This window comes from Ruegeria sp. AN11 (assembly GCF_056536005.1).
In genome coordinates this window covers 655,679-676,539 of record NZ_JBQFJD010000002.1, presented here as the reverse complement: position 1 = coordinate 676,539, position 20,861 = coordinate 655,679, and the positions used below count along the sequence as shown (strand labels likewise).

Annotated in this window: 19 protein-coding genes and 1 tRNA gene; 8 read left to right on the top strand and 12 right to left on the bottom strand. The window is 57.9% G+C overall.

The genetic code is table 11. The features are described 5' to 3' along the window. The first annotated feature begins 15 nt into the window (after positions 1-15). Complete coding sequence (locus ACR3EQ_RS22950) at positions 16-1,731, top strand: mechanosensitive ion channel family protein (protein ID WP_170617493.1); 1,716 nt, start codon at positions 16-18, stop codon at positions 1,729-1,731. 131 nt (positions 1,732-1,862) lie between these two features. On the opposite strand, the gene ACR3EQ_RS22945 is transcribed toward ACR3EQ_RS22950, so the two are convergent. The 6 genes from ACR3EQ_RS22945 to nadA form a co-directional block, all read right to left on the bottom strand. After that, entirely contained in the window at positions 1,863-2,252 is a 390-nt protein-coding gene (locus ACR3EQ_RS22945) for a hypothetical protein (protein WP_170611806.1), read from the bottom strand. Then, positions 2,249-3,184 (bottom strand): integrase arm-type DNA-binding domain-containing protein, encoded by a 936-nt coding sequence (locus tag ACR3EQ_RS22940; protein ID WP_170619620.1) that lies wholly within the window; start codon positions 3,182-3,184, stop codon positions 2,249-2,251. Before ACR3EQ_RS22940 ends, ACR3EQ_RS22945 begins: the two co-directional genes overlap by 4 nt. Positions 3,185-3,348: 164 nt before the next feature. Further along, positions 3,349-3,424, bottom strand: a tRNA-Thr gene (locus tag ACR3EQ_RS22935). A gap of 183 nt (positions 3,425-3,607) precedes the next feature. Continuing rightward, positions 3,608-4,456, bottom strand: coding sequence for a carboxylating nicotinate-nucleotide diphosphorylase (gene nadC / locus ACR3EQ_RS22930; protein WP_480492233.1), 849 nt, complete (start codon positions 4,454-4,456; stop codon positions 3,608-3,610). Beyond that, a complete protein-coding gene (locus tag ACR3EQ_RS22925; protein WP_480492231.1) occupies positions 4,453-6,018 on the bottom strand; it encodes an L-aspartate oxidase in 1,566 nt (521 codons plus the stop codon). Before ACR3EQ_RS22925 ends, nadC begins: the two co-directional genes overlap by 4 nt. Before the next feature lie 8 nt (positions 6,019-6,026). Further along, positions 6,027-7,079, bottom strand: coding sequence for a quinolinate synthase NadA (gene nadA, locus ACR3EQ_RS22920; protein WP_170611799.1), 1,053 nt, complete (start codon positions 7,077-7,079; stop codon positions 6,027-6,029). A gap of 332 nt (positions 7,080-7,411) precedes the next feature. Here nadA and ACR3EQ_RS22915 point away from each other — a divergent pair, with 332 nt between their 5' ends. The 7 genes from ACR3EQ_RS22915 to ACR3EQ_RS22885 all read left to right on the top strand — a co-directional run bounded on the left by ACR3EQ_RS22915 (position 7,412) and on the right by ACR3EQ_RS22885 (position 14,509). After that, the gene (locus ACR3EQ_RS22915) at positions 7,412-8,938 is read left to right on the top strand and encodes an ABC-F family ATP-binding cassette domain-containing protein (protein ID WP_480492229.1); all 1,527 of its coding nucleotides are present in this window, start codon (positions 7,412-7,414) and stop codon (positions 8,936-8,938) included. Positions 8,939-9,126: 188 nt separating this feature from the next. Further along, complete coding sequence (bioB, locus tag ACR3EQ_RS22910) at positions 9,127-10,107, top strand: biotin synthase BioB (RefSeq protein ID WP_170611795.1); 981 nt, start codon at positions 9,127-9,129, stop codon at positions 10,105-10,107. Further along, positions 10,104-11,237, top strand: coding sequence for an 8-amino-7-oxononanoate synthase (locus ACR3EQ_RS22905; protein WP_170611793.1), 1,134 nt, complete (start codon positions 10,104-10,106; stop codon positions 11,235-11,237). The genes bioB and ACR3EQ_RS22905 overlap by 4 nt, the downstream gene beginning before the upstream one ends. Beyond that, positions 11,234-11,854 (top strand): dethiobiotin synthase, encoded by a 621-nt coding sequence (gene bioD / locus ACR3EQ_RS22900; protein WP_480492227.1) that lies wholly within the window; start codon positions 11,234-11,236, stop codon positions 11,852-11,854. Before ACR3EQ_RS22905 ends, bioD begins: the two co-directional genes overlap by 4 nt. Then, positions 11,851-13,134: an adenosylmethionine--8-amino-7-oxononanoate transaminase gene (gene bioA, locus ACR3EQ_RS22895; protein ID WP_170611789.1), complete on the top strand. Its 1,284-nt coding sequence runs from the start codon at positions 11,851-11,853 to the stop codon at positions 13,132-13,134. Before bioD ends, bioA begins: the two co-directional genes overlap by 4 nt. Next, the gene (locus ACR3EQ_RS22890) at positions 13,134-13,754 is read left to right on the top strand and encodes a pimeloyl-ACP methyl esterase BioG family protein (protein ID WP_170611787.1); all 621 of its coding nucleotides are present in this window, start codon (positions 13,134-13,136) and stop codon (positions 13,752-13,754) included. The genes bioA and ACR3EQ_RS22890 overlap by 1 nt, the downstream gene beginning before the upstream one ends. Further along, on the top strand, positions 13,751-14,509 hold the full coding sequence (locus tag ACR3EQ_RS22885) for a methyltransferase domain-containing protein (protein ID WP_170611785.1): 759 nt from the start codon (positions 13,751-13,753) through the stop codon (positions 14,507-14,509). The genes ACR3EQ_RS22890 and ACR3EQ_RS22885 overlap by 4 nt, the downstream gene beginning before the upstream one ends. 36 nt (positions 14,510-14,545) lie before the next feature. Here ACR3EQ_RS22885 and ACR3EQ_RS22880 read toward each other — a convergent pair whose 3' ends face one another. The 6 genes from ACR3EQ_RS22880 to ACR3EQ_RS22855 are packed head-to-tail and all read right to left on the bottom strand — an operon-like array spanning position 14,546 to position 20,793. Beyond that, on the bottom strand, positions 14,546-15,289 hold the full coding sequence (locus ACR3EQ_RS22880; protein ID WP_170611783.1) for an ABC transporter ATP-binding protein: 744 nt from the start codon (positions 15,287-15,289) through the stop codon (positions 14,546-14,548). Then, positions 15,286-16,152: an ABC transporter ATP-binding protein gene (locus tag ACR3EQ_RS22875; RefSeq protein WP_170611781.1), complete on the bottom strand. Its 867-nt coding sequence runs from the start codon at positions 16,150-16,152 to the stop codon at positions 15,286-15,288. Before ACR3EQ_RS22875 ends, ACR3EQ_RS22880 begins: the two co-directional genes overlap by 4 nt. Beyond that, the gene (locus ACR3EQ_RS22870; RefSeq protein WP_170611779.1) at positions 16,149-17,063 is read right to left on the bottom strand and encodes an ABC transporter permease; all 915 of its coding nucleotides are present in this window, start codon (positions 17,061-17,063) and stop codon (positions 16,149-16,151) included. The genes ACR3EQ_RS22875 and ACR3EQ_RS22870 overlap by 4 nt, the downstream gene beginning before the upstream one ends. Beyond that, positions 17,060-18,106, bottom strand: coding sequence for an ABC transporter permease (locus tag ACR3EQ_RS22865; protein ID WP_480492224.1), 1,047 nt, complete (start codon positions 18,104-18,106; stop codon positions 17,060-17,062). The genes ACR3EQ_RS22870 and ACR3EQ_RS22865 overlap by 4 nt, the downstream gene beginning before the upstream one ends. 8 nt (positions 18,107-18,114) lie before the next feature. Then, positions 18,115-19,710: an ABC transporter substrate-binding protein gene (locus ACR3EQ_RS22860; protein ID WP_170611775.1), complete on the bottom strand. Its 1,596-nt coding sequence runs from the start codon at positions 19,708-19,710 to the stop codon at positions 18,115-18,117. A 30-nt stretch (positions 19,711-19,740) separates the two neighbouring features. After that, positions 19,741-20,793 (bottom strand): dipeptidase, encoded by a 1,053-nt coding sequence (locus ACR3EQ_RS22855; protein WP_480492222.1) that lies wholly within the window; start codon positions 20,791-20,793, stop codon positions 19,741-19,743. Between the last annotated feature and the right edge of the window lie 68 nt (positions 20,794-20,861).

The window sequence follows — 20,861 nt, the reverse complement described above, 5'->3', positions numbered from 1 at the left end:
AAAGTTGGTTCAAAAATGCTTCATTCGAACCGCGTCATCTGCGCTGTAGCATTCACCATTCTAACGCTACTTTCTTCGGTGGCTTTAGCGCAGTCTGTGGAACACCCCCTTCGGCCACCAAAGACCGGAAGCCCGCAGGCGACCTTGCAAGCTTTTGTTGCCGCGATGGCCGATGTTTACAAGATCGCAACGCAGCCTGATGCTAAAGGATCGGATACAATACTGCCTCTACGTCGAGCAGCGGCGACGATTGACATGTCGCTGTTTCCGCCTGAAATCCGGCGCAGCCAGTCCATTGAAGTTGCTTTACTGTTGGATGAAATTTTTGATCGTATAGGGCTACCGGACATCACTCAGGCGCCATCCGTTGACGATGAAACGCCAAACAAATGGCGCGTCCCGAATACCCCAATAACAATTGCTCTTGTCGAAAGCGGGCCGCGCACCGGCGAATACCTTTTTTCCGCCAGCACCGCTCAGAATATCCGCGAATATTATGATGCGATACGCGAACTGCCTTACATCGACACTTCGTCACCGGGCCTGTACACGGCCTATCTGACGACGCCCGGACCCGGGATCGCGCTCAGGTGGAGCGAAGGCTTGCCGGACTGGAGCAAGCTGGTCGTTTTTGAGCAAACATATTGGCAATGGATCGCGCTGGCCGGGGTTACAATACTGCTCACCGTGCAGTTTATCCCTATTTTGCGCACTTCGCGCTCGGTAGGCACCGCGGAAACGCAAGAGCAGGAGCGCGCGAAAAGGCTAAACCAGTTTGTAACTCTGCTTGCTGCGCTCGCACTCACGATAGCAGCAGCATGGTTTGTGGATGAAATCGTCAATCTCACGGGCGATACTCAGATCACCGTTGCCTATATTCTGGCCGTCCTGCGTTTTGTTCTATTGGGTTGGATTATCGTTGTTGCCGGAAATGTTTTTGTGGATGTTGTCAGTTGGGCGCGAGGTTTGGAGCCAAACTCGGCAGGGGTACTTTTGTTAACTGTTGCGAGTTGGATCGTTGTAGGGCTCTTTCTTTTTGCGCTCATAGTCGCGGCCGCACAAAGGTTCGGTTTCCCGGCTTATTCAGTAGTAACTGGTCTCGGCGTCGGCGGTATTGCCATCGGGCTTGGCGCACAAGCATTGGTTCGGGATATCTTGTCCGGCGTATTTTTCCTGATGGACGATGCCTTTCGCAAAGGAGAATACGTGCAGGTGGGTGACGCTATGGGGAACGTCGAAAAGATCTCAATCCGGTCAATGCAACTTCGCCACCATCTCGGCGCCATTCATACAATCCCGTACGGGCAGATTGCTCAACTTACAAATTTCAGTCGCGATTGGGTCATTGTAAAACTCAGCTTCACGGTACCCTATGACACTGATCCGAAAGTCATTAAACGGAAGTTTAAGGAGATCGGCGAAGATATGGTGAACGACCCGGCTTTCGCGGGTAGTTTTATCGAACCCTTTAAGAGCCAGGGAGTTTTTGATTTCGACGATGTCGGTATGGTTGTCAGAGGCAAGTTCATGACTAAGCCTGGTGAACAATTTACTATCCGCGCGGAACTGCAGGCCCGTGTAAAGGCTGCTTTCGACGATGCAGGTATAAATTTTGCCCGTAAAGAGGTGCGGGTCGCGATGCCAGAAGTTGAAGGAACTGGCGATCGACCGAGCGCTGAGCAATTTGCGGCAGTTGCAGCGGCAAGTACCAGCGAATCTCCGAAAGAATAAACGACTACTTTGGGCTCATAGCCGACGTACGCTGCTATCTGAAGCAATGACCGTTTGGAGCAATCTGCTGCACTTTCCAAAGTCTGCTTTCCGCGCATCTCTGCCGTTCGTGGCCAGCGCAGCAATTGCCCCTACTCCAGCACCTCATTTCCGTCGCGAGCAGCCGCACGCCTTTCGGCTAGACGTTTGGCCATGTTGTACTCGTCACTGCCGCGTTCGAAGCGGCTTTCATAGAAGTCGAGCACCATTGCGTTTTCCTTGGCGGTCAGCAAACCACCAGTAGAAAGCCCTTCAATAATGCTGCGACGTTGCTGGTCCGACATTTTCCCATAGTAGATTTCCGTGATTTTTTCGTTCGTATGGCCGAGGTTTAGGGACCAGGCTTTGCGGTCTTTGGGAGAGGTGCAAAGCTCATCCCCAAGTGCCTTGAGTGTATCACGAACGGAGTGCGGTGTGCATTTGCGTCCGATCTGGGAGGTGGCGAGATCAAAGGCACAACTCACGGCTGAGGAGGATTTCATAGGGAGTACGGGGCTGATCTCTGGACCTCGTTGTTCCAGATGCCCCAGCCCGTCAGTTCGCGCAGTTCCTTCAAGTGATCGAAGGTTTGGCGGGACAGCGGTATTGTGTGAGGCCGACGCATCTTGGCGCGATGTGCCGGAACGGTCCACGCCATTCTGGCTTCGTCGATCTCATCCCACTCCGCCATTCGCAACTCTCCGGGGCGCAGGGCAGTCAACGCGAGCAGTTGCAACGCGAGGCGCGTAGTTCTTTGACCGGAAAACCCGTCGATAGCCCGGAGCAATGCACCGACCTGCGCCGGATCAGTGATTGCCGCGCGGTGCTGTACCTGGGGCCGGATTAGGGCATCCTTCAAACCATAGGTCGGATCGTTATCCGCGAGTCCTAGGGCGATGGCATAGCGAAAGACAGCCCCGGCAGCAGACCGCATCCGTACGGCGCTTTCGTGATTGCCCTTTTTTTCCATCTTCTGCAGCGGAACCAGAATATCCCGTGCTGTTATTTGCGTGATCGGCATTTTCCCGATGTCTGCGGAAAGTAGCCGGTGAAACCAGGCGGTCTTTGTCAGCGTTGCTTCGGCACGGCCTTCGCTGCGCTTCTTTTCCAGCAGTTCTGCCGCCAACTTGGAGAAGGTAGCGTTGTTCTCTGCCTCTTCTCTGGCTTTTTTGTCTTTGCGAACGCTGGAAGGATCTTCGCCATTTGCGATCAGGCCGCGGGCGTCGTCGCGTTTCCGTCGCGCATCAGCCAGTGTCACTTCAGGATACTTGCCCAGCGCCAGCAGCTTTTCCTTTTGGAGCCAACGATACTTGAAGCGCCAGAGTTTCGAACCGTTCGGCTTTACCAGCAAATATAGTCCGTCAAAATCGGCCTGCTTGTAGGGCTTCTCCTTAGGTTTTAGAGTCCGAATCCGTGCGTCGCTCAAGACAGGCATTGGGGGTACCTTCCAGTCATCGTGTGGCACGTACCCCAATTCGGTACCCCATTTGGGGGTAGATTACAGCGCACGTGGCAGGACAACATCGAACAATCCGACAGTAGAAATCCTGCAACTACAAGCTACTATCAGTCAAAATCGGACGCAACTGGATGTTAAAGTGGTGCCGCTGAAGGGACTCGAACCCCCGACCCCATCATTACGAATGACGTGCTCTACCAGCTGAGCTACAGCGGCCTGCTTCTCTTCGCCGAGCCCTGCCTCCGGCCCGACTGTGCCGGCCTTTTCTAGTCAATTCGAAGCGAACGTCAATCGGAGATGGGGCGTTTTGAGAAAAACTTGCGCTCCTCACTCCAATGTGGCCGCTGTGCTCTCGACCCTGTGTGGCCTGTTAGCTTGGTGAGACGGGATGCGCCCAGTTCAGAAATCCAGGCCTAGGTCGATTGTCCGGTAGGAATGGGTCAGCGCGCCGGAAGAGATATAGTCCACTCCGGTGGCGGCGATTGCTGCAACCGTTTCACGGGTTACGTTGCCCGACGCCTCGGTTACCAGACGTCCGTCGACCATCGCGACCGCTTTTGCCAGGGTTTCCACGGACATATTGTCCAGAAGAACCACATCCGCGCCACCGACATCCAGGACTTCGGCCAGTTGATCCAGGCGGTCGACCTCGATCTCGACCTTCATCATGTGTGAGGCACGGGATTTCGTAGCCCGCAGAACGGCGGCGATCCCACCGGCGGCGGCAATGTGGTTGTCCTTGATCAGGATTGCATCTGACAGGGAAAAACGGTGATTGAAACCGCCGCCATGCAGGACCGCCTGTTTTTCGACCAGACGCAGCCCGGGCGTGGTCTTGCGGGTGCAGGTGATGCGCGCCTTTGTACCTTTGGTTTCCGCCACAAGGGCCGCTGTTTTTGTCGCCACGCCAGTCAAACGTCCGGCAAAGTTCAGCGCGACGCGCTCTCCGGACAGGATCGAGGCGGCGCTGCCCCTGATTTCCATCAGCGTTTCACCTTTGGCGCACCGCTGACCGTCGACGACAAGCGAGGTAATCTGAAGTGATGGGTCGACCAGACGGAAAGCCAGTTCCGCGACCTGCATTCCGGAAACAACAGCGTCTTCGCGCGCGTTGAGACGGGCCGTGTACTGCGTTCCTTCCGGAATAACGGTCAGGGTGGTGATGTCGCCATTGGAGCCGAGATCCTCCATCAATGCAGCCCGGACAAGGGGCTCCAGGATCATGTCAGGCAATGTCGGGATTGTCATTGTGGAACCTTTGCGATGCGGTCGCGCAGTGTCACGGCCTCGCCGAGTGTCAAAGCTGAGCGTTTACCGGGGCCGGGATCTGTCTGTGGAAAATCGGACCGAAAATGCGCGCCGCGGCTTTCTTCGCGCGCCAGCGCGGCCGCGGTAATCAGTGTGGCGGTTGCAGTCATGTTCAGAAAACTGGCCGACGCCGCGTTTTGTTTTTCGAGCCTGGCGATTTCGGACAGCGCCCGGTGCAATCCCATACCGTTCCGAACAACGCCCACGTAATCCGTCATGACCCGCCGCAGAGTTGAAACCGCCGGGACCTCTGCCCTCGGATCACCCGTGGACAAGTGTATCGCAACCTTGGGACATGGTTCTGCCGGTGTATTGACTGCGATGTCTTGCGCGCAGGTGCGGGCAAAGACCAACGCCTCCAGCAACCCGTTTGAGGCGAGGCGATTGGCTCCGTGCAGACCCGTAGATGCGGCTTCGCCACAAACCCAAAGCCCTGTGAGGGTGCTGCGGCCGTTAAGTTCTACTTCAACACCCCCCATGTGGTAGTGAGCTGCGGGCGTGACAGGGATCGATTGGGAAACGGGATCCACCCCATTGCGAATACAGGCGTCGGTCACGGCCGGAAATTGCGTTGTGATTTCCACACCAATGGCCGCCCTTGTGTCCAGCGCAGGCCGCTGTCCGGATTGCGCCTGCGAGTAAACTGCCCGGGCAACAATATCGCGGGGCGCCAGATCACCATCTGCATGAACCCCTTGCATGAAGCACTTCCCGGCTTTGTCAATCAGAACCGCCCCTTCACCGCGCAATGCCTCGGTGGCCAGCGGCGTTGGATCTTCGCCGACATCCATTGCGGTCGGATGAAACTGGACGAACTCAGCATCAGCTATTCGCGCCCCGGCACGGGCGGCCATGCCGATCCCCTGCCCGCGGATACGCGCCGGATTGGTGGTTTGGGCGTATAGCCCCGCGGACCCGCCAGTCGCCAGAATGTGTGCGGCCCCGCGCAGAAGCACTGGTTTGGCGCCGTTGTCGGCGGCAGCAGCCAGGTAGACGCCGCTTACATGTTTGCCGTCGCTTTCCAGCCCGATGGCCTGAACCCCTTCGATCACCTGAACCGACGAGGTCCGGCGCAATTCGGCAATCAGAGCGCGCATGATCTCCGCGCCTGCCTGATCCCCTTTCACCCGCACCACGCGTGCAGCGGAATGGGCGGCCTCGCGGGATTGAATATAGGCCCCGTCCGGCGTGCGATCGAAATCAGTACCCAGATCTGTCAGATCCAGAACATGGTCGCGGGCAGAGCGGGTCACGTATTCGGCAACCTCACGCAGAACAGACCCGGCCCCGGCACGGATGGTGTCTTCGGTATGGGCTTCAGGACTGTCACCCGGTGCCATGGCAGCGGCGACCCCGCCTTGCGCCCATGCGGAACTGGCCCCTGACCCCAGCGGCTCGGGCGAAATCATGACAACGGGTCGTGGTGCCAGCTTCAACGCGGTGTAAACGGCGGCCAGCCCGGCGCCGATGATGACAACCCTTGGAGTCACAATTTCCTGCATCGGCTGGGTCAAATACCCAGCTTGCGGGACAAGTCGATCATTCGCTGCACGGACAACCGCGCCTTTTCGGCAATGCTCGTGTCAACCTCGACCTGACCGGTCATCGTGTCGAGTGCATAAAGCACCTTTTCCAGCGTGATCTTTTTCATGAACGGGCACATGTTGCACGGCCCGACAAATTCGACTTCGGGCAATTCATCGGCGATGTTCGACGCCATCGAACATTCCGTGATCAGCAGTGCTTTCTCGGGCTTTTCTTCGGTGACATACTTGATGATGCCGCTCGTCGATCCGGAGAAGTCGGCCTCCTTCACCACGTCCGGCGGACATTCAGGATGCGCAATCAGGCGCGTACCGGGATTCCATTCACGGAAATCGCGCAGATCGTTGGCGCTGTATTGTTCGTGAACGATGCAGGACCCTTCCCACCAGACTACGTTCTTTTGCGGCACGTCGCGTGCCACGTTCTGGGCCAGGTACTGGTCCGGCGTCATGATGACCGTTTCACTGTCCTGCGCGGCCACGATCTGCGCCGCGTTCGACGAGGTGCAGCAGATGTCGGATGCGGCTTTGACCTCGGCGGTCGTGTTCACATAGGACACAACCGGTGCGCCTGGATAGCGGCGGCGCATTTCCGCGATTCCCTCGGCTGTAATGGACTCGGCAAGCGAACATCCCGCCTCCATATCCGGCATCAGTACCGTCTTTTCCGGGCTGAGGATCTTGGAGGTTTCCGCCATGAAATGCACACCGCATTGCACGATCACATCTGCCTCGACCTCAGTCGCCTTGATCGCCAGTTGAAGGCTGTCACCCCCAAAGTCCGAGATGCCGTGAAAAATCTCTGGCGTCATATAGTTATGGCCCAGGACGACCGCATTCCGCTCGGCTTTCAGATCATTGATCGCCTTCACGTAAGGGACATAGATCGCCCAGTCCGCCGGGGACACAACGCGGGACATGCGCGCGTAGATGTCTGCCATGCTAGCGGCCAGTTCCGGCGATGGGCTGAGGTCATATTTTTCGGAAAGATGCGCGCGCTGCGCGGGTAGGTCGAACACGGGACTGTTTTTCTGCCTGATGACGTCGTGAAGCTCTGATTATTCGATTTTCTTCAGAATGGCTACCGTCAACGTGAACCGGCAAAACTGACCCAAATTTTCTGCGATGGATGGCCAAGGCGGTTGCCAATCGCCCGCAGTTTTCCTAGCCTGACGCAAAGGTAACAACCAACAAAAGGAGGGCACGAGCTGAACATGCGTATCATCCGCCGACTTCAGCACGGTCCCCGTTTCGCCCTGTAGATCCGTTTACAGGGCCGACCCGAGACACCTTTCATCGACGGTCTGCTCAAAGCCGCTGTGCGGCCATACCTTCTGGGTGCGAGATTTCCATGACTGTCATCAACATCAATGCCTTGGGCGTGACCCTTGGCGCGACTTTATTTTCTGACCTCAACCTGACCATATCGAAAACCGACCGGATCGGTCTGGTGGCCGCAAACGGACGCGGCAAGTCCACGCTGCTTGCATGCCTGTCGGGCGACCATGAGCCCACAACCGGAGAGGTTACCCGCGCTCGCGGCTTGCGAGCCGGACACGTAAAACAGGACATTCCGACCGGTGCGCTGGCGCACAGCTTGCACGATTGGGTCCTGGCGGGCCTGCCACCAGAGCAGGCGGACTATGAAAGCTGGCGCGTGGATGTCGTGCTGGATGAGCTTCAGATCCCCTATGCGTTGCATCACAGGCCGCTGCGCGATCTGAGCGGCGGATGGCAGCGCACTGCCATGCTGGCCGCGGTCTGGATCACCAGACCGGACCTGCTGCTATTGGACGAGCCGACCAACCATCTTGACCTTAACCGGATTGCGCTGCTGGAAAACTGGCTTGGCGCATTGCCGTGCGACGTGCCGGTTGTGATCGCCTCGCATGACCGGGCGTTTCTGGATGCCACGACCAATCGTACCTTGTTTCTGCGCCCCGAAAATTCCCGCGTGTTTTCGGCGTCATACTCATCGGCACGTGCAGCCCTTGCAGAATCTGACGCAGCCGATGGGCGGCAGCAAGCCAATGAACTGAACAAAGCCCGGCAGCTTCGTCGCCAGGCGGCAAAACTGAAGAACGTTGGTGTGAATTCCGGCTCTGATCTGTTGCTGACCAAAACCAAACAGCTGTTACTAAGGGCCGACAAGCTGGAACAGGCAATCGGTCACGTTCACCACGAACAATCTGCAGGCGATATCCGGCTGGCGAACAGCGGCACTCATGCCAAGGCGCTTGTCTTTTTGGATGATGCGCCTGTTCGCTCGCCAAACGGGCAATTACTTTTCAAGACCGGCCGGAAGTGGATTGCGCGCGGGGACAGAGTTGTGATGCTTGGCGCGAACGGTGCTGGCAAGTCACGTTTAATCCAGATGATACAGGCAGCTCTGGCAGGGGCCGAAGATGGCATCAAATGCGCAGCGTCTATTGTTCCCGGCTTTTCCGATCAGAATCTGAGCCAACTGGATGATGCGGAAACTCCTTTGGCTATTGTGGTGGCACAGTTTTCCATCGGCGATCAGAGGGCGCGTTCGGTCCTGGCCGGGGTCGGAATTAACTACCAGATGCAAGACACGAAAATTGGGGCGTTGTCCGGTGGCCAAAAGACCCGGCTGGCAATGCTGATGCTGCGGCTAAAGGCACCTAACTTCTATTTGCTCGACGAACCGACCAATCATCTGGACATCGACGGGCAAGAGGCGCTTGAGGCCGAACTGACGGAACATGACGCAACCTGCCTGCTGGTCAGTCACGACCGAAGTTTTCTGCGGAATTTAGGAACCCGGTTCTGGTGGATCAAAAACCGGAAACTTGAAGAAGTAGACAGCCCTGACACGTTCCTGTCTGACCAAAGTCAAGGTGGCGCGGACGACTGAGGAACATACTATTTTGCGTGCGTTTCCGCGGCGCGGCGCTGCACTGCAGCGCTGTGTTGGCTCGCAACGCGTTCAATTCGCTGGTTTTCGCCTGAATGCCTTCCCACATGGGAGATTCCAGTTGTAGTTTTTGGGTTTATCAATAATAAAAGCCGGAAAGACAGACGCCTAGGAAAAGTATCGATAAAATGGATCAATCGACCCCCACCTGGACCCGCGAGGCCGCGCAAGCCTTGTACGACATGCCTTTGATGGATTTGCTGTTTCGTGCTCAGACGGTTCACCGCGAAAACTTTGATCCAAACAAGATCCAGACATCCAAGCTGCTCTCGATCAAAACCGGCGGCTGCGCCGAAGATTGCGCATATTGTTCTCAGTCCGCTCGAAACGGCTCGAAGCTGTCGGCGTCAAAACTGATTGAGGTTCAGCGCGTTCTGAACGAGGCGCGCAAGGCAAAGGATGGCGGCGCGACTCGGTTCTGCATGGGAGCCGCCTGGCGCGAGCCCAAGGAACGAGACATGGACGCGCTTGTGGCCATGGTAGAGGGTGTGCGCGACCTTGGCATGGAAACATGCATGACGCTCGGCATGCTGGACGACAACCAGGTCGTCCGTTTGCGGGATGCCGGTCTGGACTATTACAACCACAATATCGACACGTCCGAACGGTACTACTCCGAAGTAATCACAACCCGCACTTTCGCGGACCGGATCGACACGATGAACCGGGTTCAGGAAGCCGGAATCAAGGTCTGCTCGGGTGGCATCCTTGGCATGGGCGAGGAAATTCAGGATCGCGTCGATATGCTGGTAACGCTGGCCAACATGTCCCCGGCGCCCGATTCCGTGCCGATCAACATGCTGATGCCACAGGAAGACACACCGCTGGCCGATGCCAAGCCAATCGACCCGATCGACTTTGTACGCGCAATTGCAACCGCCCGCATCATGATGCCAAAATCCTACGTGCGTCTGTCCGCTGGCCGCAGTGAGATGAGCGATGAGATGCAGGCGATGTGTTTCCTGGCCGGAGCAAACTCGATCTTTGTGGGCGAAACCCTGCTGACCGCTGAAAACCCCGAGGAAGATACTGACGCAATCCTGTTTGCCAAACTCGGTTTGCAGGTCGAAACCGTGGCTGGGCAGAGCTGCGTGGAAGCGGCTGAATGAAGGCATTGGACCGCCTGAAATCCATGCTGGATGTTCTGAACAACCGGCACCGCTATAGGGTGCTCGCACCTCGTTGCGGCCTGGATTTCGCCTCCAATGACTATCTGGGGCTGGCGCAGTCTCCAATGCTGAAGGTGGCGGCGCAAGACGCGCTGGATCGCGGAGTTCCGCTGGGGTCCGGCGGGTCGCGCCTGTTGCGGGGCAATCACCCTGAGCATGAAGCGCTGGAACAGGAAGCCGCCGCCTTCTTCCAGGCCGAATCCGCCTTGTTCATGGGCGGTGGGTTTCAGGCCAATCAGGCGATCTTTTCCACTCTGCCCGCCGCAGAAGATCTGGTTCTCTATGATGCATTGATTCATGCCAGCGCGCATGAAGGCATGCGCATGGGCCGCGCCACGACTCTGGAGTTCGCACATAACGATGTCGCCGATGCGCGGCGTGTCATCGCCGAGTGGCATTCGGCCGGAGGCTCCGGTCAGATCTGGATTGCCGTTGAAAGCATCTATTCCATGGAAGGCGATTTTGCGCCTCTGGCAGAGCTCTCGGAGCTGGCCCGCGCCAATGACGCGATCCTTGTTGTGGACGAAGCCCATGCCACAGGCGTATTCGGCCCGCAGGGCAAAGGGCTGGCGCATGGCTTGAACGCGGAACTGCTGACGCTGCACACCTGTGGCAAAGGGCTTGGTGTTGCCGGCGGGTTGATTTGCGGATCAAGGGTGATGATCGACGCCCTGATCAACCGCTCGCGCCCTTTCATCTTTGCAACCGCCCCCTCCCCCTTTAACGCAGCGCTGGTGCGGGCAATGATCAGCGTGCTGAAGGCGGATAGCTCGCTGATTGATGCGGCGCAGGAACGTCTGCGGCATGCCCATGCAGAAGCACGGCGTTTTGGCGTGCCGAACGACGTTCTGAACAGCCAGATCATACCCGTCATTCTGGGGGATGACGGGCGAACAATGGAAATGGCGGCCACGCTCGCAGAAAACGGATTCGATGTGCGCGGTATTCGACCGCCGACCGTGCCGCGCGGCACTTCGAGATTGCGTATCTCTATCACCGGCAATGTCAGCAAGGCGGAAATCAGCGCCCTGTTCGAAACACTGAACCGTTACCAGAGGAAAGCGGCATGAGCGCTGTCATCGTGACAGGAACCGACACCGGCGTCGGCAAAACGGTCTTCGCCGCAGGCCTGACGGCGGCGCTTGGCGCCAGCTATTGGAAACCAGTTCAATCCGGGTTGGAGGATGCAACCGACAGCGAAATCGTTGCAACTCTCTCGGGGGCTGAAGTGCTGCCGGAAGCCTATCGGTTGAACATGCCTGCATCCCCGCACCTGTCCGCCGCGGATATGGGTGTCGAAATCGACCTGTCGCAGCTTGCGCTGCCGGAGGTTGACGGCCCGTTGGTTGTTGAGGGCGCAGGCGGTGTCATGGTGCCGCTAAACCGCAGGCATTTCTTTCTGGACCTGTTCACCCACTGGCAGGCGCCGGTGGTGCTTGTCGCGCGTACCGCGCTTGGAACGATAAACCATACGACCCTGTCCCTGATGGCGCTGCGCAACGCGGGCTGCACCGTGGTTGGCGTGGCCTTTGTCGGCGATGCAGAACCCGAAGTAGAACAAACTATCGTCGAAATGTGTAACGTCCGCCATCTGGGCCGGCTGCCGCTAATCGACGATCTGTCACACGACACGCTGTCAGCGGCGTTTGAAGCCATCGATGTCAACGCTATCCGGAGCGTTCTGTGACCCCACTGGAATTCGACGCACGCCATCTTTGGCATCCCTACACCAATGTGTTGAACCCCGGCCCGATGCACCTCATCACCGGGGCCGAGGGCGTCTGGCTTTCTCGGGAAGACGGCACACAGATGATCGATGCCATGTCGTCATGGTGGTGCGCAGTTCACGGACATCGGCACCCTGCCATTATCAGCGCAATGCAGGATCAGCTGGCGCGAATGCCGCATGTCATGTTTGGCGGCCTGACCCATGAACCCGCCGTGGAACTGGGCCGCAGGCTGATCAGCCTGTTGCCGGATGGTCTGGACCGCATTTTTTTCAGCGACAGCGGTTCGGTCGCGATCGAAGTCGCCCTGAAAATGGCTGTGCAATATCAGATGGCCGTGGGTCGTTCCGAGCGCACGGAATTCGCCACCATTCGCGGCGGTTACCATGGCGACACCTGGAAGGCGATGAGCGTTTGCGACCCCGTCAACGGTATGCACGGGCTGTTTCGGGGCGCATTGTCGATACAGCATTTTTTGCCCCGCCCACAGATCACTTTGGATCAGGACTGGTCTGACGACACGGTCCTCAATGGCCTTGGCGCGCTTGAGGAGTTGCTGGAAACCAAAGGCAATCGAATTGCCGCACTGATCCTGGAACCGGTGGTTCAGGGCGCGGGCGGCATGTATTTTTATCACCCGATCTGGCTAAAGCGCGCGCGGGCGCTGTGCGATGCATACGGGGTTTTGTTGATTTTCGACGAAATCGCCACGGGCTTCGGCCGCACCGGCGAATTGTTTGCGATGCATCTGGCTGACGTCGTGCCGGACATTCTTTGTCTTGGTAAAGCGCTGACAGGTGGTCATATCACTCTGGCGGCCACGGTCGCCACTGAACCTGTGGCTCGTGGGATCGGTGAAAGCGAAGCCAGTGTGCTGATGCACGGCCCCACCTATATGGCCAATCCGCTGGCCTGTGCCGCCGGTGCCGCCAGCCTTGACCAACTGTCCCGGCGCGACTGGCGCGCCGAGGTGCACGCAATCGCACAGCAGATGGCACATGAACTTGCCCCCGCGCGGAATTTGCCCGGAGTGGCGGATGTCCGGGTTCTGGGTGCGATCGGCGTCATCGAGATGGAGAATTTGGTTGATCCCTCTGTCGCGCACAGGAAGGCGCCGGAAACCGGTGTTTGGCTGCGCCCGTTTGCGCGGAATATCTATTGCATGCCACCCTACATCATCTCACCGGACGAGTTGAGCAAAGTCACCGCTGCGATGGTGGCGTTGGCCAGGGAATCGTAATGAAACGTCAATGGTTATCCCGGTCGGAACAGTCGTCACTAATCCTTGTTTTTGGTGGCTGGGCGCTGGGTGCGGCCCCGTTTGCAGAACTGACGGGACAGGACGATGTCCTGCTGGTGGATGACTACCGTCACTTGGATGATGCCCTGCCCGAACTCGCGCAATATGACCGCGTTGATCTGATTGCTTTTTCTTTCGGTGTCGCGTCCGCCGCGCATTGGATGGCAATGACTGGCTTTTCACCCGCGCGTCTTGTCGCCGTCAGTGGAACGCTGTCGCCAGCGGATGCGGAAACCGGAATAGCGCCCCAAATGATACGCGCGACAGCCGATGGCCTTACGGCAGACAGTTTTTCGAAATTTTGCCGTCGCGCCGGTTTGCAAGGCCCCGCTCCTGCCCTGAACATCGAGGCCGCGCAGGCTGAGCTGCATTGCATCATTGATCGGGGTCCAGCCCCGGAACGTGTCTTTGATCGCGTCTGGATACCCGAAAAGGACCGGATCATCCCGACCGGCGCCCAAAAGGCCGCATGGGCGCAACAAGGTAAGGCTGTGCGCCCCGTCTCGAGGCCACATGTTCCGTTTCGGGCCGGGCAAAGCTGGGCGGAGTGGATCACATGATGGCGCATTTGACAGACCGGGTTCAGCGCAGCTTCAGCCGTAGCTTTGACACCTATCACCAGGCCGCGGGTCCTCAGGGGCGGATCGCGGAGCGACTGGTAACGGACCTGCGCGATTGCGGCGCGCCGGGTAACTTTTCCTCAGTCCTGGAACTTGGCTGCGGTACCGGACTTTTGACACAGAAGCTGCGCGATGCATTTGTCATTGGAGACCTGATCCTCAACGATCTGGCGCCCGAAGCCGGGATGACTGCACAAACGGCCGCCGCCACGTTCCTGTGCGGCGACGCGCTGCAGGTGGACTGGCCCGACCGGCCTGATCTGATCACCTCTGCCTCAATGATCCAGTGGCTGGCGGATCCGGCTGCACTTTTGCGCAGAGCCGCAGACGCGCTTGCGCCGGGTGGTTGGCTTGCAGTCTCGGGCTTTGGCCCAAAGCAGTATCATGAGCTCGCTCAAATCGGCTCGTCTGCAGGGGCACCGGGTTTGTGCCGTTCCGAGGATCTGGTTGCTTCAGTCCAAACTGAAATGGAACTTGTGACATCGGGCGAGCATGTGCAGCAACTGCACTTCGCGTCACCGCGTCTTGCGCTTAAACATCTGCGCCAAACCGGGGTCAACGGGCGGGCCAAACAGTTCTGGACCAAATCCGATCTGTTGCGGTTTTCAACAGATTACACCCGCCGGTTCGGGACCGACGCCGGCGTACCCTTGACCTATCATTCAGTCTGGATCGTCGCACGAAAACCGGTCTAAGTCACCTTTGTGCCCGGACCGAACAAGACAGATGGCCTAGATGTAGGAATTGGCAATCAATTGCTGGGTATAGGCATGATGGGCAGATCTGCTTCGCAGTTGCTCGACGCTCAGATGCTCGACGATCTGGCCAGCATTCATCACGGCAATGTGGTCACACAAATGCCCGACAACCGCCAGGTCATGGCTGACCATAAGATATGTCAGGGATCGCTCGGCGCGTATGTCCGTCAACAGGTTGAGAATCTCGGCCTGAATTGAAACGTCCAGCGCGCTGGTCGGCTCGTCCAGCAAAAGCACATCCGGCTCGGCCGCAAGCGCCCGTGCAATTGCAACCCTTTGGCGTTGGCCGCCTGACAGCTGATGCGGATACCGAAAACGAAACCTGTGGCCCAGATCCACATTGGCCAGAAGATCCTCGATCCGGCGGTCAATGTCGGTCATGCCGTGCAGACGCAGGGTTTCAGAGAGAACCTGATCGACGGTCTGGCGGGGGTGAAGCGAGGCATAGGGGTCCTGAAAGACCATTTGAACCGTCTGATAGAACTCGCGCGAGCGATGTCGGCCCAGTTCTGCACCGTTGACATGCATGCCACCGGACCAGCCGGGTACAAGGCCTGACAGCGCCCGTAATATTGTTGACTTGCCCGAACCGCTTTCGCCGACAAGGCCCAGGCTCTGCCCCTGAGCAACAGAAAGCGAGGCGCTGCGCACGGCGTCCACCCGATCCCTTCCCGTTCCGAACCAGACGTTCAGATTGTGTAAGTCGATCATGCTCATGGCTTGACCTGTCCGCTGACCGAAGGCGCATCGGCCCAGGCTTCGTCCCTGTTCAGAACCGCAAGCCTTTCATGCGGCTCATCCAGACGGGGCAAGGCATTCAGAAGTCCCTGAGTATATGGGTGTTTGGCCTCAGACAGCTTGTCGGCATCACAGACTTCGACAATGCGCCCCGCAAACATGATCAGCACCCGGTCGCAGAATTCCGCCACCAGGTTCAGGTCGTGACTGATAAAGATCAGCCCCATTCCACGCTCGCGCACCAGATCGTCCATGATATTCAACACCTGACGCTGGACCGAAACATCCAGCGCGCTCGTCGGTTCGTCGGCAATCAGGATCTCGGGATTTGCGGCCAGCATCATGGCGATCATGATCCTTTGCCCCATGCCGCCGGACATCTCATGCGGATAAGCGCGCAGTACCCTTTCCGGGTCTCGGATTGCAACGGCGTCCAGCATTTCCAGACTGCGCGTTCGGGCAGTGGAATGGCCGGCGCCAGTGGATTGGCGATATGCCTCGATCATCTGCGCACCGATGGTCATTACGGGGTTCAGGCTGAACTTGGGATCCTGCATGACCATTGAAATCTTGCTACCGCGAACAGCGCGCATCTTGGGTTCGGACAACCTCAGCAGGTCAATGTCGTGCAGCTTGATATGGTCCGCCTCGACAAGACCCGGGCTGCGCACCAGGCGCAGGATTGCCCGCCCAGTCATGGACTTCCCGGACCCGCTTTCGCCGACGATCCCCAGTCTTTCCCGCCCAAGGCTGAAACTGACCCCGCGCACTGCGTCGAACACGCCCCTGCGGGACGGAAACCGAACCCAGAGGTTCTGCACGTCCAGCAATTGTTCGCTCATCCCTGGCCCCCTTGTTTGGGGTCAAGAATGTCACGCAATCCGTCGCCCAGCAGATTGAAGGCGAGCGATACGATGAATATCGCCAGCCCCGGCATGGTGGCGACCCACCAGTGATCCAGGATGAAACGGCGCCCCTCAGAAATCATCGCACCCCATTCCGGGCTGGGCGGTTGCGCGCCGAGACCCAGAAATCCAAGACCGGCCGCCGCAAGAATGATCCCTGCCATATCCAGCGTGACCCGAACGATGAGTGAACTGATGCACAACGGCCAGATGTGGCGCGTGATGATCCGGAACGGACCGGCCCCTTGCAGCCTAATGGCGCTGATATAGTCCTGCGATCTGATCGTCAGCGTCTCGGCCCGAGCCAACCGTGCATAGGGCGGCCAGGCAGTGAGCGATATTGCAAGAACTGCGTTTTCGATCCCCGCGCCCAGACCGGCCACAAAGGCCAGTGCCAGAACCAGCCGGGGAAAAGCCAGAAATATATCGGTAATCCGCATCAGGACAAGGTCGGCGATTCCGCCGACATATCCTGCCACGGTGCCAACCAGAAGCCCTAGAACCGGCGCTATAAGAGCGACAAGTGCCACGATGTAAAGCGTTATTCTCGCACCGAAAATCAGGCGGCTGAGGATATCGCGCCCGAGGCTGTCCGTCCCCAGCAGATGTCCTTCTGTCCCAAGCGGAAGCAGACGTTTGCCAAGGTCCTGAACATACGGATCATGCGGTGCCAGAAGTGGCGCGAACAGGGCGGTCAGGACCAGGGCCACAATGATGACCAAACCGATCATGGCCATGACATTGCCGCGCAACGTGAGCCATCCGTTGTATATGGAGGCGAGGCGGGCCTGTACCCTGCTTTCCGGTTCTTCCGAGAGAAGCCATTGTCGTAGCGTTTGAGTGGTCATTTGGCCCTCGGGTCCAGAACTTTGTAAAGCAGATCGCTTGTGACGTTCAGCAATATGAAGCAGAAACCGACAACCACGGTTCCACCCAGAACGGCATTCATGTCCGCACTCAGAAGCGCCGTGGTGATATAGCTGCCGATACCGGGCCAACTGAAGATGATCTCGGTCAGCACGGACCCTTCCAGCAAACCGGCATAAGACAGGGCTATGACGGTGATCAGCTGCACACGGATATTGCGGAAGGCGTGACGCCAGATAACGATACGTTCGGGCAATCCTTTTACACGGGCGGTCAGGATGTATTCTGCGCTGAGTTGCTCCAGCATGAAACTGCGAGTCATGCGGCTGATATAGGCCAGCGAATAATAGCCCAGCAGCAGCGCGGGCAGGATAATATGGCTGACGGCATTCCAGAAGACCGTCATGTCGCCGGCAATCAGGCTGTCGACAAGGATCATACCCGTACGCGTCGGCACGATGTCCTCGTAGAAGATATCCAGGCGCCCCGGGCCACCGACCCATCGCAACTTGCCGTAGAATATCATCAATCCCATCAGGCCCAGCCAGAAGATCGGCATTGAGTATCCCACCAACGCGATGATGCGGGCAATCTGATCGATCCAGCTACCCCGGTTGACGGCCGCGACAATGCCTAGCGGCACGCCGACCAGAATACCCGCCAGAACACCCAGGGTGGCCAATTCCAGTGTTGCGGGAAAAACCCGCTTGATATCTTCAATCACTGGGCGCGCGTTGAGGTAGGAAATTCCAAAATCCAGCCGGGCGACATCGGAAAGGTAATACCAGAACTGGACAAGCAGAGGCTTATCCAGCCCGAGCATTTCATAGGTTTCCTGATAAACTTCCTGCGTGGCGCGTTCACCCACTATCGCTATCACCGGGTCGACCGGCATCACCCTTCCGATGATGAAGGTCACAAATAACAATCCCAGCATCGTCACCAGAATCGATCCGATCGTCAGAACGGTTGTTTTTAAGACGTGAATGAGAGGCGCGAGCCCGCGCCTCTCGGAATTTGTCATGTCGCTCATTACTTGGTTACGACAAAGTAACCGGCTTCGGACACCGCACCGCCAAGGTTCCAGTTGGTGACGTTGCCGCCGATCCCGGATCTCTCAGTCCTTTGGAACATGATTGCAAAGGGCGAAGTCTGGCGGAATATGGCCTGGATTTCCTCGTACATCTCGGCCCGTTTTGCCGTGTCGGGTTCAATCTTGGCCGCATCGGTCATTGCCGTCAGTTCTCCGGGGTTCCAGGAATTGCGCCAAGCAAGAATCCCGGTGGCCTTTGCTTCGTCCGAATTGTCAGGATTCCAGGCAAAGGTTCCGGCATTGGTCTGCGGATCGGGGTAATCCGGCCCCCAAGCGCCAAGATAGGCGTCCAGTTCACGGGCGCGATACCGGGTCAGCACCTGCTTGGCGGTCCCAACAGTGATCTTCATGGTGATCCCGGCCTCGGCCAGCGTGTTCTGGATGGACTGTGCGATCTCGATACGTTCCTGCGCCTCGCGCACACCGACTTCGAACTCAAACCCGGAAACACCGGCCTCGGCCAGCAACGCCTTGGCTTTTTCCGGATCATAGCTGAACGGATTGTCGTCGACCGATCCCATGTAGGTTGCCGGCAGGAAGTTCTGGTGAACCGCCCAGTCACCCTTGAGGAAACTATCGGCCATCGCTTCATAATCGATCAGGTACTTTATGGCCTCCATGACCTTTGGGTTCGACAGTTCGGGGTGTTTCTGGCTCAGCGAGAAATACATGATCTGACCGCTCAGGGCCGCGTACATGTCCAGATCGGCGTTCGACTCGACCGCGGCCATGTCTTCAGGGTTCAGGTTGCGTGCGATGTCGATATCGCCTGCCTCCAGCAACAGCCGCTGCGACGCGCTTTCCTGCACATGGCGGGTGATGACGCGTTCCATGGCAGGGGCACCGCCATAGTAATCAGGGTTGGACTGCAGCGAATAGCTCTCATTCGGTTTCCAGCCTGTCAGCATGTAGGGACCGGAACCCGCCGAGTTTGTCGCCAGCCAGGTGTTGCCCATGTCGCCATCCACGGCGTTGGCTTCGACGGTCTTCATATCGACGATGGCGCCGACACCGGCTGTCAGGCAGTTCAGCACAAAGGATGTCGCGTATTTCTTGTCCGTGGTAATCAGCAGCTTGCCATCTTCCACGCGGATCATCTGATCAACGTTTTCAGGGGTGAAACCGAACTGAGTGAGGATGAAGGCCGGTGTCTTGTTCAGCTTGATGACACGGCGCAGCGAGTACGCCGCATCTTCCGCCGTCACCGGGTTGCCGGAGTGGAACTTGACGCCCTCGCGCATCGTGAAGGTGATCGTCTTTCCGTCCTCGGACACGTCCCATTTGGTCGCAAGATCCGGCTGATACCCGGCGTCCAGATCAAGCGGATCGTAATTGACCAGCTTGCCATAAATGTTGCGCGTCATCTCCATGCCGGTGAATTCAAACGACTGTGCCGGATCGGCTGTCGTGATGTCATCGATACGCATCGCCATGACCAGCATGTTGGGCGGCGTTTCGGCAAACGCGGCCGGTGCACCCACAGCCAGTGTCGCCGCAAAAGCTGCGGTGCCGACAAGTTTGGAAAATAACTTCATAGTCTAACTCCCTGTTGATTATGCTCGGGTCTACCCGCCCCAGGTGTCGGTCAGCACGCGCAGCCAGTTTCCGTTGGCTATCTTCGTGATCCGATCTTGTGTGTATCCATGGACCTCCATCGCATTCAGCAATGCAGGCAGCTTTTCTGCGCCGTCGAGGGCATTGGGCACCGTCGCCCCGTCATAGTCCGAGCCCAGGGCCACAGTGTCTTCGCCCATGACGTTGATCATATGATCGATATGGGCCAGAACCTGATCCAACGGCACATCCGGGTCGCGACGACCGTCTGCGCGCAGGAACTGGGCCGCGTAATTTATCCCCACGACACCGCCCTTTTCGCCAATTGCGCGCATTTGCGCGTCGGTCAGGTTCCTGGAATTTGCGCAAATGGCATGGGCACAGGAATGTGTGGCCACCAGCGGCGCATCCGACGTTTCGGCGACATCCCAAAACCCCGCTTCGGTGATATGCGACAGGTCCACAAGAACACCAAGCGTGTTGCACCGTGCGACCAGCGACCTTCCCGCTTCGGTCAGTCCACCACCGGTATCAGGTGATCCGGGAAAGCAGAACGGAACGCCGTCGCAAAAGATGTTGTTGCGGCTCCAGACCGGGCCAAGCGACCTGAGGCCAGCCGCATAGAACAGATCGAGCGCTTTCAGGTCCGGATCAATCGCCTCGGCCCCTTCCATATGCATGATTGCGCCGATTTCGCCGGACTCGCAGGTTAGGCGCAACTCCGCCGCGTTCTTGCAAATGCGCAGCGCCCCGCGTTGCTCAAGCTGAACAAGACTGCTTGCCAATGCAACCGATCGTCTCATCGCCGCATCTTGTGGCAATTCGGGTGGCAACGGCACGTCATAGGTCGCTCCGGCCATCAGGCCATCATAGTCGATCGTATCGTTTTCGGATGGCCCCCAAATGGCGAAGAAACCGCCCAGCAATCCGCCGGCCTTCATTCTTGGACGATCAAGATGCCAGTCCCCGTTTCCGGAACAAAAAAGCGCAAGAGGATCCGAGGCATTCGAACCGGCAATTTTGCTTAAAACGTCATTGTGCCCGTCAATGGCGAATGGCGGCATCTCGAAAACCCTGGACTACGTGTTCTGAGCATGGTTCCGCTGGTTAGTATCAATTTGCAACAAAAAAA

Coding starts and splice junctions, on each gene's coding strand:
- ACR3EQ_RS22950 (WP_170617493.1), top strand. CDS start 16: ATGCTTCATTCGAACCGCGTCATCTGCGCTGTAGCATTCACCATTCTA.
- ACR3EQ_RS22945 (WP_170611806.1), bottom strand. CDS start 2,252: ATGAAATCCTCCTCAGCCGTGAGTTGTGCCTTTGATCTCGCCACCTCC.
- ACR3EQ_RS22940 (WP_170619620.1), bottom strand. CDS start 3,184: ATGCCTGTCTTGAGCGACGCACGGATTCGGACTCTAAAACCTAAGGAG.
- nadC (WP_480492233.1), bottom strand. CDS start 4,456: ATGACAATCCCGACATTGCCTGACATGATCCTGGAGCCCCTTGTCCGG.
- ACR3EQ_RS22925 (WP_480492231.1), bottom strand. CDS start 6,018: ATGCAGGAAATTGTGACTCCAAGGGTTGTCATCATCGGCGCCGGGCTG.
- ACR3EQ_RS22915 (WP_480492229.1), top strand. CDS start 7,412: ATGACTGTCATCAACATCAATGCCTTGGGCGTGACCCTTGGCGCGACT.
- bioB (WP_170611795.1), top strand. CDS start 9,127: ATGGATCAATCGACCCCCACCTGGACCCGCGAGGCCGCGCAAGCCTTG.
- ACR3EQ_RS22905 (WP_170611793.1), top strand. CDS start 10,104: ATGAAGGCATTGGACCGCCTGAAATCCATGCTGGATGTTCTGAACAAC.
- bioD (WP_480492227.1), top strand. CDS start 11,234: ATGAGCGCTGTCATCGTGACAGGAACCGACACCGGCGTCGGCAAAACG.
- ACR3EQ_RS22890 (WP_170611787.1), top strand. CDS start 13,134: ATGAAACGTCAATGGTTATCCCGGTCGGAACAGTCGTCACTAATCCTT.
- ACR3EQ_RS22885 (WP_170611785.1), top strand. CDS start 13,751: ATGATGGCGCATTTGACAGACCGGGTTCAGCGCAGCTTCAGCCGTAGC.
- ACR3EQ_RS22880 (WP_170611783.1), bottom strand. CDS start 15,289: ATGAGCATGATCGACTTACACAATCTGAACGTCTGGTTCGGAACGGGA.
- ACR3EQ_RS22875 (WP_170611781.1), bottom strand. CDS start 16,152: ATGAGCGAACAATTGCTGGACGTGCAGAACCTCTGGGTTCGGTTTCCG.
- ACR3EQ_RS22870 (WP_170611779.1), bottom strand. CDS start 17,063: ATGACCACTCAAACGCTACGACAATGGCTTCTCTCGGAAGAACCGGAA.
- ACR3EQ_RS22865 (WP_480492224.1), bottom strand. CDS start 18,106: ATGACAAATTCCGAGAGGCGCGGGCTCGCGCCTCTCATTCACGTCTTA.
- ACR3EQ_RS22860 (WP_170611775.1), bottom strand. CDS start 19,710: ATGAAGTTATTTTCCAAACTTGTCGGCACCGCAGCTTTTGCGGCGACA.
- ACR3EQ_RS22855 (WP_480492222.1), bottom strand. CDS start 20,793: ATGCCGCCATTCGCCATTGACGGGCACAATGACGTTTTAAGCAAAATT.